This is a genomic window from Campylobacter sp. RKI_CA19_01116 (assembly GCF_025771405.1).
Classification (GTDB): domain Bacteria; phylum Campylobacterota; class Campylobacteria; order Campylobacterales; family Campylobacteraceae; genus Campylobacter_D.
Genome location: NZ_JAKMQF010000001.1, coordinates 254,162 through 269,688, shown reverse-complemented (window position 1 = coordinate 269,688; position 15,527 = coordinate 254,162). Strand labels below are relative to the sequence as shown.

Genomic DNA, 15,527 nt, shown 5'->3' with positions numbered 1-15,527 from the left:
CAGGGTGATACAACATCAATATATCTTATAAGGCATGACAGTAGGTGTTTTTATTATTAAGTATAATATTTTGTGATTTATTTGAAGAAAATTTAGGGATATAAGCATAGCCACTAATGGGATTTATAATAATGCATATATGCTCATTTTGATTATTAGATAATCTTATAATACAATCATTATTAAAAGAAGCAAGTTTATCATAAACACGTGTTGCGTTTTTCAAAGGCGTATATAAACGACCATAATCATCGAAAACTAAACGCGTACTTCCTTTACAAGCACCTTCAAATAAAACTTTAGATATACCATAAGTTTTTTCTATATTGTATTTTAAATTTGCTTTGAAATCATTTTGATTTATCACTCCACTTTGACCTGAGTTCATTAATATATCTGGATTGATAAGATCAACAGCTATTTCTCTGTCTTTATTGATCATATTTTTACCTATGTTTGCATTGCCATCGCCGTTTTTATCTAAAAAAATGGTATAGGTTTGTTCATTATTAGTGGCAGATTTTGAGCGTATAAAATACAGTTGCCATTTAGCCTTAAACCACTCTCGTTTAGCAATGTTAAATTCTTTAACTCTAAAATCATTTTGCATTAAAGCTAAATGTCTTGTGTATTTAATATCATTTAAAACTTGCTCAGCTCCCAAACGCAAATAATCAGGTTTATAATAAACATAAGCCATAGAAAATAATAAGGATAATACTATACAAACAAAAACTAGTTCTATTAAAGTAAAAGCTTGTTTCATTTTATAGAATAATATACTTTATGCTTACCTAAACTAACATAGATTTTACTAGCTTTTTTACTAGAATGAAGCTCTAGTTTACCCTTAGAAATACCATAAAATTTAAGTCTTAAGGCTAGTTCTTTATCTTGCATAGCAATATGTGTGAGGTTGTGTTGTTTTAAATTTAGAGCTAATTCTTTGGCTATATGATAATCATAGGCAAAATGTTTTTTGGGATCTTTTAATAAATAATAAAAACTTTGATTAAAAACAATACCAAGATAAAAAAATAATAAAAATATCAAAGAACATTCTATAAAAATTTTATGTTTTAGGCGTAATTGTGGCATTCTTGAGCGATAAGAAGACATTAAATAGCGAATCAACAAAGGCGTACAAACCACACAAAAAGGTAAAAAATCTTCTAAAAAAAGTCTTTGTCTTATAGAAAAAATTAAACAAAAAACAAAAGTACTTGCACTAATAAACCATAAAAGTGGCTTATCATCTTGTAAAAGAATTCTGTAAGCAACATAAAAAAAATAAAGAAAAATCAAAGGCGAAAAACAAGCTGCAAAAATACCCAAAGTATCCAAAAAATACCCCTTAGGTTTTCCACTTGCATCAAATCCATAAACACTCATTGCGATAGCAAATAAAATCAAAGAATATATAATAAGCAATTTATCTTTTTTATAAATAGCAAAAAAGAAAAAAGATAAGTATAAAATTGCAAAATTTCCATCTACAAAAAGAACTAAAACTAATAAAACATAAAATAAAAATATTTTCTCGTATTCAAATAATACTAAAATTAAAAGCGTAAAAAATATCACAATACTTGATTCATTAATAAGTAAAGCACTAGCTACACTACCAGGGAGCAATATAAAAAGCACCACAGAAATAAAAGCATCAAAAGAAGTTTTGGTATATTTTAAAGCTAAAATGTATAATAAAATACAGCTTAAAGAGTGCAATAAAACAAAAGGAAGTCTTAATCCAAAGTCATTTTGACCAAAAAGAGTAGTGCCAAATTTAGCAATCATAGCAATTAAGCTATGATCATAAAAATAAATTTGTGCTTCATTGTAGCTTATAGATAAAGTGCTTATGCCATACAATAAAGCACAAAAATCAAAAAATAAAACGGCTAGCAAATACCTTTTCATTTTTGATTAGTCAAGTTTTACAGGACCATTACTTGCGTGAGATTGTAAAAATCTTAAAATTCTATCTTTTTCTGCATCAGTAATTTTTGCAAACCCTTGCATAGCAGATAAGTATGCATCCCATTCTTCCATTAAATGTTCTTTTGGTTTATGTGCTGCGTGACAACTTGTACAAGTATCATAATAAGTTAATTCTATCTCATCCCAAGCAAGAATTTCTTGATCAGTTAAATCTTTACTCTTAACTAAAAATTCCATTTCATTGCTTGCATTTTTAGCATTTAAAGTAAGTAAAAGATAAATTCCATCTTTAGTATAAGCAAGGCTTTTTGGATTTGTCTCCACAACCTCGCCTTTAACTTTAATCAAAGAATATTCACCCTCTTCTTTTATAAGCTCTACTTTAGAGCCTTCATAAATTTGTCCTACCACTTTTTTGTTAGCACTATCTAAAAGATCTACTTTTTCATTAAAAATAAACATATCTTTAGCAAATAAAGCACTAGCTAAAAAAGTCAATACTAATATAATCTTCTTCATTATTAAGCTCCTATAATTTCTGGTGGTGTAGTTGAGTTATAAGGTTTTATAACTTCTTTTAGCTTTTTAATACCCACTAGACAAGTATTTACACTAGTTGCTTGAGCCATAGTTGAAGTTGGTCTTGAGCTTGTTAAAACATTTACATGACCTGCATTACATCTTGGCTTACTATCGCTTACATCTTCAGGATCATACCAAGCACCCTCTTGAATACTAATAACCCCTTCCATAATATTATCTGTTACAAAAGCACCTGCTAAAAGTGAACCACGATCATTATATACTTCTACAACTTCCCCATGAGTAATACCAAGTTTTTTAGCATCATTTGTATTAATCACCACAGGCTCTCTACCTTGAATTTTATACAAATCTCTTACCCAAGTATTATCAAGCTGAGAATGCACTCTATATCTTGGGTGTGGGCTTAACAAATGGAAAGGATATTTTTTAACTAATTTTTCATTACCTAACCACTCAGCTGGTTCAAACCAAGTTGGATGTGCTTTAAAGTCTTCCAAGTTATATTTTTCAAATTTTGATGAATAAATTTGAATTTTTCCACTTTCTGTTGCAAGTTTATTTGCTATAGGATCGGCTCTAAATTCAGAGTGTCTTACGAAATTATAAGCTTCTTTTGGAGCTTCAAAATGAATAAATCCTTGTTTCCAAAAATCAGCAAATTCCATATAATAAGGACAATCACTTCTGCCATAAAAACCTTCAAGCCATTGTTGTTTTGTTTTATTACCTGTAAATTTTTTATGCTCTCTTTCACCTATTCTTTTTGCTAATTCTTCAAAAATATCATAGTCATTTCTACTTTCAAAATAAGGCTCAATTACTTTTTTCATAGCATAAACATAATCTTGAGAATAAGAACCACCAAAACTAATATCATCTCTTTCTAAAGTTGTAGTTGAAGGCAATACAATATCAGCCATTTTTGCCATAGGAGTCCACCAAGGCTCATGTACGATTAGCGTATCAAGAGTTCTTAAAGCTTTGATAAGCTCATTTGTGTCCGGATGATGACCCAATACAGAAGCACCTACTACATACATAAGTTTGATTTTTGGATAGGTAATTTCTTTACCTTTAAACTTAACTGTTTTGCCTGGATTTAATATTGCTTCTGAAATTCTACTTGCAGGGATATTAGTATCAAGATTATTTTTACCTTGCGGTAAACCTACTGGTAATCTTACACCTGAAAATGCTTGTCCGCCACCTGAATAGTGCATTGAAAAACCAAATCCACCACCAGGTAAACCCACTTGACCTATCATAGAAGCTAAAACCATTAAAGTCCAATCAGCTTGTTCGCCATGGTGCGCTCTTTGCATAGCCCAGTTACCTGCTAAGAAAGTTCTATTTTTCACAAAAGTATCTGCTAATGCGGTAATAACTTTTTCTTCAACACCGGTAATATTTGCAGCCCAAGCTGGAGTTTTATCAATACCATCAGTTTTTCCAAGTAAATAAGGTAAGAATTTGTCAAAACCATCAGTATATTTTTCAATGAATTTTTTATCGTATTTTCCACTTTTATATAAATAATTCATCATACCAAGCATAAAAGCTACATCGGTATTTGGACGAATTTTAATCCACTGGGCATTTAAAATTTCTGCTGTTTGAGTGTATTGAGGATCAATAGTAATAAATTTGATATTTGATTTGCTGTATTTTTTATAATACTCATCATTACCACGATTTGCAACTTTAAAGTCAATTTGATTACATTTATAAAGATCAGCTCCCCATAAAACATAAACTTGGGTATTTTCTAAAATAACCTCATGAGAAGTTTGTAAAGAATAAACTTCTAAATCCCCTACTATACTAGCATTAACCTTACCAGCAGCTCCATTACTATACTCTCCATCAGTGCCGATGTGACCACCTAAAGCTGTATTAAAAAATCTTCCTGCTACTGAGTTACAATTGTGCAATAAACCTACATGCCCCCAAGCACCATAACTTGCATTAAATAAATTTTCAATAGGAGTTTCTTTTAATTTTTGCAATACAAGCTCTAAAGCTTTTTCCCAGCTTACTCTTACAAAAGGCTCTTTACCTCTTAATTTAGGTCTTTTTTTACCTTCTAAAAAACTTTTTCTAACACAAGGATACTTTACCCTAGTATCTGAATAAGTTCTATCAATGATAGCATCAGTGATAATAGAAGGATGTTTGTCAGATTGTTGTGGTGTAACTTTTACAAGTTTTCCCTCTGAATTTACTTCAGCCCAAAAAGCACCAAAGTGAGTAGCGTGAGGAATTTTTTTAGTATCATAAAATTTAGTTCCCTCGCTTGCAGCTATTAAAGGATTAACCGAAGCAATCGCTGAAGTAGCAGCAAGTCCTTTTAGAAATTTTCTTCTTGTTAAACTCATAAGACATCCTTTCTTAACAAAATAAAGTCAATATATATTATAGCATTTGTATTTGATTTAAAGCTAAATTTTAATACTCCAAAAAAAGTCAATCCACTCTTTAGCTTCTTTTATATAAAACTCAGGGATTAATAATGCTGAAGGTTTATAAAAAACACTTGCTACTTTGAGTTCTAAATGAGGATATTTTTCCATTAAAACTCTTTTGATTTCTATCATAGTTTCACCACTATCTATAATATCATCTATCAAAAGAACTTTTTTATATGAACTAAGATCAGGGATATTAAAAATTTTAATCGTATCTAACTTTTGGGTATCTTCATAATGAATGGAATTTAAAGAAAATAAGTTTCTATTACCCATACCTTCTGCTAAAAAATGACCCAAAGTCATACCACCTCTTGCAATGGCAAGTAACACATCAGGATTAAATTCTTCCTTAATTTTGCGTGTAAAAGGGATAATTTCTTTTTGAAATTCTTCATAAGCATAATAATACATAATCACTTCCTATAAAAATTGTAATAAAAATACTAGCAATGAAATCGCACTTAATACAATAATACCAAGATTAATTTTATCAAATTCTTTTTGCATGATACGCATAAATAAATACGCAATAAATCCAAAAGCAAAACCTGTAGTAATAGAGTAAGTCAGTGGCATCATGATGATAATAAAAAACGCACTTACTGCTATAGCTTTATCTTTAAAATTAATATTTGCAACTTCCATAAACATTAAAACACCAACAAGCACCAAAATAGGATAAATAGAATTTGCAGGAATGGCTTTAAATACTGGCAGTAAAAATAAAGTAAAAACAAAACATATAGCAGTAACTAAAGCTGTAAGTCCTGTCCTACCTCCTGCTTCTACCCCTGCTGAGCTTTCCACAAAAGCAGTTACAGTAGAAGTTCCAACAACCGCCCCCATAGCCGAACTTGCCGCATCAGCGCCCAAGGTTTTACCTAATTTTTTCTCACCTTGCTTTGGATCATCAAAGATTTTTCCTCTTGAGCCTACACCTGTGATTGTACCCACACTATCAAAAAGCTGAGTAACAAAAAAAGTAAGTACTATAGGAATCATGCTAAGCTCTAAAGCTCCTTTAATATCAAGCTTACCAAATATAGTACTTAAACCATTATCTCCACTAATAACTGGTAAAGATAAAAGTTGCTCAGGAAATTTAGCTCCATCAATACCAAAAATCCAAGCACACAAAGCACTTACAAAAACAGCTAAAATAAACGCAGCTTTAATCCTCCAAGCCCAAAAAACAAAAACCAAAAACAAGCCAAACAATCCAAAAAGCACTTTAGTGCTTGAAAAATCGCCCAAACCTACTAAGGTTGCTTCGCTTTTGGTGATAATCCCCATTTGCACAAGTCCCATAAAGGCTATAAAGGTTCCAATACCTGCTGATATGGCTTTTCTTAAATCATTTGGTATGCTTTTTATCACCCAAATTCTAAAATTAGTAAAAGATAATAAAGTAAAAACAATACCCGATAAAAACACAGCTCCCAAAGCACTTTGCCAAGGAATTTGATAGGTATTACACACACTAAAAGTAAAATACGCATTTAGCCCCATACCCACACTCATAGCCACAGGAGTATTAGAGAAAAAAGCACTAAAAGTAGTAGCTATAATAGTTACTAAAGCAGTTGCGACAATTAAAGCTTCTAGTGGCATACCTGAATTACTCATAATATTTGCATTAACCGGTATAATATAAATCATTGCTAAAAAAGTAGCAATACCTGCATAAATTTCAGTTTTTACATCACTATTATGTTCTTTAAGTTTAAAAAAATCCATTTTTATCCTTAATAAGTTTTTAATTCATTATACAAACTATCTCGTTCTATTGCTATATAGCCTGAGCTTTGAATCATTTCTATAAAAGTTTTTAAACTCAAGCCATTTGAACTTTTTGCGCCACCTGCACTTTGTATGCTTTCTTTTTCTATAGTACCATCTAAATCATTTGCACCAAAATCTTGAGCTACCATAGCTAAATTTATACCCATAGTTGCCCAATAAGCTTTAATATTTTTAATATTATCAAGCACTATCCTTGCTATAGCTAAGGTTTTTAAAATTTCTACCGAGCCAAGCGGTTTTTTACCTGTAATAAAACTATTATCTTGTTGCCAAACCAAAGGAATAAAAGCATTAAAACCACCAGTTTGATCTTGAAGATTTCTCAATCTTATCATATGATTAATTCTATTTTCTCTACTTTCTATATGCCCAAAAAGCATTGTGGCGTTACTTTGTCTGCCTTTTTCATGCCAAAGTTTATGAATTTTTAACCAATTTTCACTACTTACTTTACCATGACAAATTTTTTTTCTAACTTCCTCATCAAAAATTTCAGCCCCGCCACCTGGCATAGAATCAACGCCATATTCAAGCATTTTTTCTATCACTTCTTCATAGCTCATATTAAAAGCCCTGCTTAAAAAATCAATCTCAGCAGCAGTTAAGGCTTTAATATGTAAAAATGGATATTTTTCTTTAATCATTTTAAAAATTTCCAAATACCACTGCCATGAAGTGTTTTTATTATGTGCTGAAACGATATGAATTTCTTTTGTATCTCTTAAAACTGTTTCATCAACTATTTTCATTATCTCTTCGTGCGACATAGTATAAGGATTAGGATTTTTCCTGTGTGCTGAAAAAGCACAAAATTTACAAGTATCTGCACATATATTTGTAGGATTAATATGGCGATTGATATTAAAATAAACCTTTTTACCATGCAAATTAGTTCGAATTCTTTGTGCGTATTTGCCTAAAGTAAAAAGCTCTAAATCCCAAAGCTTGTTAGCTTCTTCTTCATTTAATCTTTCTTGATTTTCTAGTTTTTCTATAATTGTTTGCATGTTCTTACCATTTTTTAAATTTAAATTACAATTATAATTTTAACTTACTTAAAATTTAATACAAAGTATTTTTGGTATGATACTAGTAAAATTAAATAAGGATTATTATCAAGTTATGGATATACAAAAAATTCAAAAATTAAAAAATTCTTTAAAAGATTATGAAGCTTATTGCTCTAGACTTTTTTTAAAACAAGGCTCGTTTAGTTTTTACCATTCTAAAGAAATTGATCGTTTTATAGAAGATGTTTACGAGCTTGTTTTGAATGATTTTTTTGATGATTATTTTCCGCATAATGATAAATTCCCTTTTTGTATTATCGCTATTAAACAATATGCTAAAATGAATTTAAGTATAAAAGAAAATGTTGATTTATTACTTATTTATAAAGATATAAAAGCTTATAATATCAAGCCTTTAATAAAAGCATTTATTACTTCATTAAATGATATTAATTTAAATATCAATTATCAAATTTGTGAAATAAATGGACTTTATAATATAGCTAAAAATGAACTAAAACAAAATATTTTACAATATCGTTATATTTGTGGATCTAAAATTTTATTCAAACAAATCAAAGAAAAAATTTCTCAAGCTCAAGATGAATTAAAAGAAGAATTTGCTTTAAAAATCTTACAAGAATTTAACCCTTATCATCAACCTTTAATCAAGCAAGAATTTGATATTAATAAAAATTTTGGTGGTTTAGATGAGCAGCTTGATATAGAAAATTTAAGTATATTATTTAAAGATTCTCCTAAAAATTATATGCTTAATTTTATCAACGAAAAAGAATTAAGCGAATTTAAACTTGCAAGTGATTTTTTATTTTCACTTAAATGTGCAATGAATCTTTTAGAAGGTAAAAACACTAATTTATTTTTAATACAAAATTCACAAGAACTTGCTAACTTAATGCAAAAAAAAGAAAAGAAAAATTTAGATCTTAAATCCATACTTATTCAAAAAGCTATGCAATGTATGCAAACTTGTGGAATTTATACGCAATTTTTAGCAAGGTGCATCCAAGAAAAACACTATAAAGATAATGAACTTTATGAAACACAAGATAGCTTTTTTACTTATTCTAACAAAAGTGAAAACCTAAACTTGATATTAAATCAACTTTTAAAATTAGATGATAAAGATTATAATTTTGATATCAAACTCATTTTTGCATTAAAAAGAGCAGAAAACAAAGATGAAAATTTAGAATTATTCAAGAAAATTTTAGAAAGAAAGCATTCTTTTGCTCTTTTAAAACTTCTTGCTGATGCTAATATTTTAAAAGATTTTTGCAAACCTCTTACTCAAAGCAAATTCTTACTTGAAGAAGAAGGTGTTTATAGCGCATTAGATAGAGCATTACTTTGCTTAAAATACTTTGAAGAAAAAGATTATAGCTTTGATGAAAATACACTTTTAATAATAAAACTCACCATACTTTTAAGTGCTATTCATGAAGAAAATGAAATTTCTTTAGCAAATATTTACAGAGCTTATGTAGGAAAATTCCAAGTTGATAATGAGCTTTTAGATTTTGGCTTAAGATTATATAAAAATTTTAATGCTTTTAAAGACATTATAGAAAAAGAAGATATTTATAATTCTACTATTGTTTTAAATTTTATTTCCAAATTAAATGATATAAATACCTTAAAAACCTTACATCTTTTATCTTTTTGCAATGCTAAGGCTTTGGGTATAGAAAATCATTTTTATTATAAAAGTTTAGAAAGATTATTTCAAAATGCATTAGAAGGCTTTGAGGATGAGAATTTAATTGATGAGAGCCAAAGAAGAGTAAAAAAAGAACAAACCCTAAAAAGAAGTAAGGCTTTTTTAGATCTTGATGAACAAACTCAAAATAATATTACTCATATTAAATCCAATTTATTTTTTATAAAAAATAGTTTTGAAAAAATCATTAAAATAACGCAAATTACACAAAAAGAAAATTTTACTTTTTGGCTTGATAATCAAGATAATTTTACCCTAGAGCTTATAATGAATAGAAAAAACAATCTTGAAAATATACTCAATACTTTAAGTTCTTTAAATTTAATCTTTATGAGTTTCTTTGAATTATTTGATGAAAAAGTTTATTTGAAATTTGAATATTCAGATATAGTAAGCGATACTCAAAAACAAAGTTTAGAAAATTTACTAAATTCTAAATTACATTTAAAAGTACAAAAAAAGGCAAAAAAACCAAACATTAAAAAAGATGAATTAAAATTAGATATGAATTATTCCAAAAGCTATGCCAAAATAACCTTAAACACAAAAGATCAAAAAGGTTTAATGGCTTATGTGATGGATGTGCTTGCAAGATATGATATTATCTTAAGCGCAGCAAAAATTCAAACCATAAAAGAAAGAACGCGAAATGTTTTGATTTTGCATAAAAATGAAAGCTTGCAAGATCATAAAGATCAAATTCTTAAATCACTAATAAGCGAGTAAAAGATGTGTGGAATAGTAGGATATATAGGGACCAAAGAAAAGAAAAAAATCATATTAGAAGGCTTAAAAGAGCTTGAGTATAGAGGTTATGATAGCGCTGGCATAGCAGTAATGAAAGATGGAGAGTTAGACTTTTTTAAAGCGGTTGGAAAATTAGAAAATTTAGCCAATAAAACTGCTAATTTTAATAGTGATGGCTTTGGACTTGCTATAGGCCATACGCGTTGGGCAACTCATGGAAAACCAACTGAAATAAATGCTCATCCACATTTAGGACAATACTCTTGCGTAATACATAATGGAATCATAGAAAATTACCAAGAATTAAAAACAAAACTCACACAAGAAGGTGTTAATTTTCTAAGTCAAACTGACACTGAAGTTATTGTACATTTATTTGAATACTATGCAAGTAATTTAGAACCATTTGAAGCTTTCAAAAAGACTATAGCTGAATTAAAAGGTGCTTTTGCAATCTTGCTTGTAAGTAAAAAAGATCCGAATACAATTTATTTTGCTAAAAATGCTGTGCCACTCATCATCGGAAAAAATGGCGATGAAAATGAATATTATTTTGCATCAAGTGATGCACCTTTAGTTTCTTTAGTGGATAAAGTAGCTTATCTTGAAGATGGGGATTATGGATATGTGAATTTAAACGAATGCAAAATTTGCCATGATCAAGCTTGCATACAACCTGCTTTTGTAGCTTTAAGTCAAGATAAAAGTTATGCTCAAAAAGATGGTTATAGATTTTTTATGGAAAAAGAAATTTATGAGCAAAGTAGAGTTTTAGGCGAAGTTTTAATGGGACGCTTACAAGGTGAGCAGATTGTTTTTGAAGATATAGATGAAACTCTTTTGCAAAACATAGATGAAATAACACTTTGTGCTTGTGGCACAAGCTATCATGCAGCATTAAGTGGGGCTTATTTGCTTGAAAGACTTGCAAAGATTAAAACTAAAGTTGAAGTAGCAAGTGAATTTAGATACAGAGAAGCCATTATAGGCAAAAATACTCTTTTTATAGTAATCTCTCAAAGCGGTGAAACGGCTGATACACTTGAAGCTTTAAAAATAGCAAAAGCACAAGGAGTTAAAACTTTAGCAATATGTAATGTGGATAATTCTAATATCGTGCGTTTAGCTGATATATCATTACTTACTAGAGCGGGCATTGAAAAAGGTGTGGCTTCAACTAAAGCTTTTGCCACTCAAGTAGCAACTTTATGGATGCTTGCAATCTATCTTGCACAAAAAGCAAATTTAGATATGAGTAAAGAAATCAAAGCTCTAAGAAGCTTGCCAAGTATAGTTAAAGTTGAACAAAACTTGCATGAAAAAGTACACAGAATTTCAAAAAGATACCTGCATGGCCACGGCTTTTTCTTTATAGGAAGAGATGTATTTTATCCATTAGCTTTAGAAGGGGCTTTAAAATTAAAAGAAATTTCATACTTACATGCTGAAGGCTATCCAGCAGGTGAAATGAAACATGGGCCTATTGCTCTAGCAGATAGCGAGCTTTTTACCGTTGCACTAATGCCGCAAAATTGTCTTTATGAAAAAACCAAATCAAATGTAGAAGAATTAGCTGCAAGGGATTCTACCCTACTTGCTATTTCTCCACTTGATTTTGATTTAAGCGATGATTTTATAAGAACTTCAAAACAAGAACACTATATGTGTGAATTTTTTGAAATGATGGTGATCTTACAGCTTCTTGCTTTAGAAGTTTCTATAAGACTTGGTAATGATGTAGATATGCCAAGAAATTTAGCAAAAAGTGTTACCGTAGAATAAATATTTTGTGTAGTTTTGAAAAAACTACACTTTTTTAAAAAATTTTATAAATACTTCTTAAATTATAAGCAAACTTTAGGGTTTATTTGGTTTAAATATCATATCTTATTTTATTACAAGGAAAAGCCATGGAATATAGAATCGAACACGATACTATGGGAGAGATTAAAGTTCCTAATGATAAATATTGGGGTGCACAAACTGAAAGAAGTTTTGAAAATTTTAAAATTGGTTGTGAAAAAATGCCAAAAGTTTTAATTTATGCTTTTGCAAATCTTAAAAAATCTTTGGCTTTAGTTAATAACAAACTTGGCAAATTAGACGATGCTAAAAAAGATGCTATTGTGCAAGCTTGCGATGAAATCGTAGCAGGAAAATTTGACGATAATTTCCCACTAGCAATATGGCAAACAGGTTCAGGCACTCAAAGTAATATGAATATGAACGAAGTTATAGCAAATCGTGCTACTGAAATTATGGGTGGTGATTTTAGAAAAGAAAAACTTGTTCATCCTAATGATCATGTAAATATGAGCCAAAGCTCAAACGATACCTTTCCAACTGCTATGAGCATAGTTTCAGTAGAACAAGTAGAAAAAAAACTTATCCCTGCTTTAGATGAGCTTATTGCGACTTTTGAAAAGAAAGTAAAAGAATTTGAAGGGATTATTAAAATAGGAAGAACTCACCTTCAAGATGCTACACCACTTACCCTAGCTCAAGAATTTAGTGGATACCTTTCTATGTTACTTCACTCAAAAGAGCAAATCATCGCTTCTTTACCTACATTAAGAGAGCTTGCAATAGGTGGGACAGCTGTTGGCACAGGATTAAATGCTCATCCAGAACTTAGTGAAAAAGTAAGCGAGGAATTAAGCAAGCTTTTAGGTACTAAATTTGTTTCAAGTCCAAATAAATTCCATGCACTAACAAGCCATGATGCAATTAATTTTACTCATGGAGCTATGAAAGGCTTAGCTGCAAATTTAATGAAAATAGCAAATGATATTAGATGGTTAGCAAGTGGTCCTAGATGTGGTCTTGGAGAGTTAAACATACCTGAAAACGAACCAGGAAGTTCTATCATGCCAGGTAAGGTTAATCCTACTCAATGTGAGGCTTTAACTATGGTTGCAGTGCAAGTTATGGGAAATGATGCAGCTATTGGTTTTGCAGCAAGCCAAGGAAATTTCGAGCTTAATGTTTTTAAACCTGTGATTATTTATAATTTTTTACAAAGCCTTGATTTATTAGCTGATGCTATGCATTCATTTAATATCCATTGTGCTATTGGTATAGAACCAAATAAAGAAAAAATAGATCATAATTTACATAATTCTTTAATGCTAGTGACTGCATTAAACCCACACATTGGCTATGAAAATGCAGCTAAAGTAGCAAAAAATGCTCACAAAAAAGGTATTTCCTTAAAAGAAAGTGCTATGGAACTTGGTTTGGTAAGCGAAGAAGACTTTGCTAAATTTGTAGATCCTACAAAAATGATAGGACCAAAAAAATAATCAAAAGACTAGGAATATCCTAGTCTTTTCTTAAGAGTTAATATGATTTATGAAAATGATTTTTTATTTATAGAAAAAGAAAATTCTCAAATTCCTTGGGTGAAAATTTTTACTAAAGAAAATTACAGAGAATTAAGTGATTGTCCAGCCTTTTTACAAAATATGCTTTTTCAATATGTTTTAGCTTGTGAATTAAGCCTTAGAGAGTACTATAACCCAGAAAAAATCAACATAGCTTCCTTTGCAAACTATGTACCAAGAGTGCATTTTCATGTTATGGCACGTTTTAAAGAAGATGGGTTTTTTCCTGAATGCATGTGGGGAAAACAGCAAAGAGAAATTAAGGATTTAAATTTACCTGACTTTGAAGGATTTATATCAATTTTACTTAACAAAATAAAAAATATTCATGTTTAAAAAATTTATTAATTCTAGCTATCTAGCTTTATTGAATCATCCACTTGGAGTTATTTTTTATTTATGTTTTTGGTTTTTTGTAGCATTTTTTTATGATTCATACCAAACTAGTATTTTTTTACTTTTAACCCTATTTATAATTTTTTGTGAAACATTCACTGAATCAAAAAGCAATTTAATACAAAATTATAAAAGTTTGAAAAATTTATGGGTTGGATTTTTTGGACTAATTTTTTATATATTTTTAAATTTTATTTTTAAAGATGGCATAGAAAATTATTTAATATTTTTTACTAATAATTCTTTGTATATTTCCTTAACAACAGCTCTTATAGCTTTAGTATGTGCAAGAAAATTATATAATTTTAATTATTTTCATCATTTTTTAGCTGCCATTTCTTTTAGTATAAGCTTTTGGTTCATTTTTGGTATATTTTTGGCTATATTTTATGGTTCATTTGATTTTTTATTTGATATTTCTTCAAGCATGTTAGATTCTTGTGTTTTATCATTATGGCTTTGTAGTGCTGGAATTTTTTCTTTATTTTTACTTGGCAATTTTACTTCATACAATTTTCATAAAATTTTTGTTTTTATACTAAATACTTTTAGTATTTTATATATAATCATGCTTTTTACCTATGGTTTAGGAGCATTATTTAATCTTTTAGAAAATCTTAGTATAGTTCATTTATGTCTTTGGTTTGGTAGTTTTTTATTAATTAATCTTTGGATAAATTTATCTTTTTATAAAATCAAAAAATCATTACTTTATGCCTTTTTTATTGTGGTACTATCACTAAATATTTTCGTATTTTATGCTATTATAATTAGAATTACACAATATGGCTTTACGCCAGAACGCTTAGCAGTATTAGCTTTAAATTTATGGCTTTTGATTGCAAATTATCTAAGCGTGTTTAAACAAAAAATAGCATTAAAATTTTCTTTTTATCTACTTGCACTTATGGCGCTATTTTTAGGATTTTTTGCAAATTACATAAGCTTCTCTTCACAAAAATATCAATTGCAAAAATTAGAAATCTCTATACATTCTTTAAATCTTGACTATATTCAAAGCAGGCAATATTATAATCAAATTAAAAGTATCAAAAACACCTTGCATAATCTTAATAAAAATTATAACAACAATTATAGTTTTGATGATTTTTTAAAAACTTATAATTTAACTCATTTAAAACCACAAAAGATAGAATTTCACAATATGTCCAAAAAATTTCATCCAAAATACTCCAAATTAAAAGAAAATTACGATGAAGTATTATTTGATTTTGTTGCTAATTCAAGCGACTTTAAATATTTTATGAAGATTGATGATAATACCTTATATTTTTTACTTCAGGAAAAAGAACTTTTAAAGCTTGAAAATTTTGACAAAATCTTAAAAAATTATCAGAAAAATTCACAATTAAGCTACAAACTTAGCAATAACTCGTCTTTGATTTTTATCCCTTTGGAGTTTGACATTAATATAAAAGGTCAAATAACTTTTTTTAAAACTCATATTTTCATTAAAAACACCAAATAGACT

General features: G+C 29.0%; 12 protein-coding genes. 5 read left to right on the top strand and 7 right to left on the bottom strand.

Annotated features, from left to right (window positions below; genetic code table 11):
* Positions 1–25: 25 nt before the first annotated feature.
* From L8U41_RS01415 to mqnE, 7 genes are all read right to left on the bottom strand, one after another.
* A complete protein-coding gene (locus L8U41_RS01415) occupies positions 26–766 on the bottom strand; it encodes a Tfp pilus assembly protein FimT/FimU (RefSeq protein WP_263727603.1) in 741 nt (246 codons plus the stop codon).
* On the bottom strand, positions 763–1,920 hold the full coding sequence (locus L8U41_RS01410; RefSeq protein ID WP_263727602.1) for a hypothetical protein: 1,158 nt from the start codon (positions 1,918–1,920) through the stop codon (positions 763–765). Before L8U41_RS01410 ends, L8U41_RS01415 begins: the two co-directional genes overlap by 4 nt.
* Positions 1,921–1,926: 6 nt before the next feature.
* Positions 1,927–2,460 (bottom strand): hypothetical protein, encoded by a 534-nt coding sequence (locus tag L8U41_RS01405; protein WP_263663848.1) that lies wholly within the window; start codon positions 2,458–2,460, stop codon positions 1,927–1,929.
* A 2-nt stretch (positions 2,461–2,462) separates the two neighbouring features.
* The gene (locus L8U41_RS01400; RefSeq protein ID WP_263727601.1) at positions 2,463–4,862 is read right to left on the bottom strand and encodes a molybdopterin guanine dinucleotide-containing S/N-oxide reductase; all 2,400 of its coding nucleotides are present in this window, start codon (positions 4,860–4,862) and stop codon (positions 2,463–2,465) included.
* Positions 4,863–4,925: 63 nt separating this feature from the next.
* Positions 4,926–5,366: a phosphoribosyltransferase gene (locus L8U41_RS01395; RefSeq protein ID WP_263727600.1), complete on the bottom strand. Its 441-nt coding sequence runs from the start codon at positions 5,364–5,366 to the stop codon at positions 4,926–4,928.
* 9 nt (positions 5,367–5,375) lie between these two features.
* A complete protein-coding gene (locus L8U41_RS01390) occupies positions 5,376–6,692 on the bottom strand; it encodes an NCS2 family permease (RefSeq protein WP_263702464.1) in 1,317 nt (438 codons plus the stop codon).
* Positions 6,693–6,700: 8 nt separating this feature from the next.
* Entirely contained in the window at positions 6,701–7,765 is a 1,065-nt protein-coding gene (gene mqnE / locus L8U41_RS01385; protein WP_257933294.1) for an aminofutalosine synthase MqnE, read from the bottom strand.
* A gap of 115 nt (positions 7,766–7,880) precedes the next feature.
* Between mqnE and L8U41_RS01380 the strand changes: the two genes are divergently transcribed.
* The 5 genes from L8U41_RS01380 (at position 7,881) to L8U41_RS01360 (ending at position 15,524) form a co-directional block, all read left to right on the top strand.
* Positions 7,881–10,235: a nucleotidyltransferase gene (locus tag L8U41_RS01380; RefSeq protein WP_263727609.1), complete on the top strand. Its 2,355-nt coding sequence runs from the start codon at positions 7,881–7,883 to the stop codon at positions 10,233–10,235.
* Between the two features lie 3 nt (positions 10,236–10,238).
* Entirely contained in the window at positions 10,239–12,038 is a 1,800-nt protein-coding gene (gene glmS / locus L8U41_RS01375) for a glutamine--fructose-6-phosphate transaminase (isomerizing) (RefSeq protein WP_263727599.1), read from the top strand.
* Positions 12,039–12,166: 128 nt separating this feature from the next.
* Positions 12,167–13,558 carry a class II fumarate hydratase gene (gene fumC, locus L8U41_RS01370; protein ID WP_263727598.1) on the top strand — a complete coding sequence of 464 codons (1,392 nt, stop codon included), beginning with the start codon at positions 12,167–12,169 and terminating at the stop codon, positions 13,556–13,558.
* Between the two features lie 42 nt (positions 13,559–13,600).
* Complete coding sequence (locus L8U41_RS01365) at positions 13,601–13,975, top strand: HIT family protein (RefSeq protein ID WP_263727597.1); 375 nt, start codon at positions 13,601–13,603, stop codon at positions 13,973–13,975.
* Positions 13,976–14,411: 436 nt separating this feature from the next.
* Positions 14,412–15,524: a DUF4153 domain-containing protein gene (locus L8U41_RS01360; RefSeq protein ID WP_263727596.1), complete on the top strand. Its 1,113-nt coding sequence runs from the start codon at positions 14,412–14,414 to the stop codon at positions 15,522–15,524.
* The last annotated feature ends 3 nt before the right edge of the window (positions 15,525–15,527 follow it).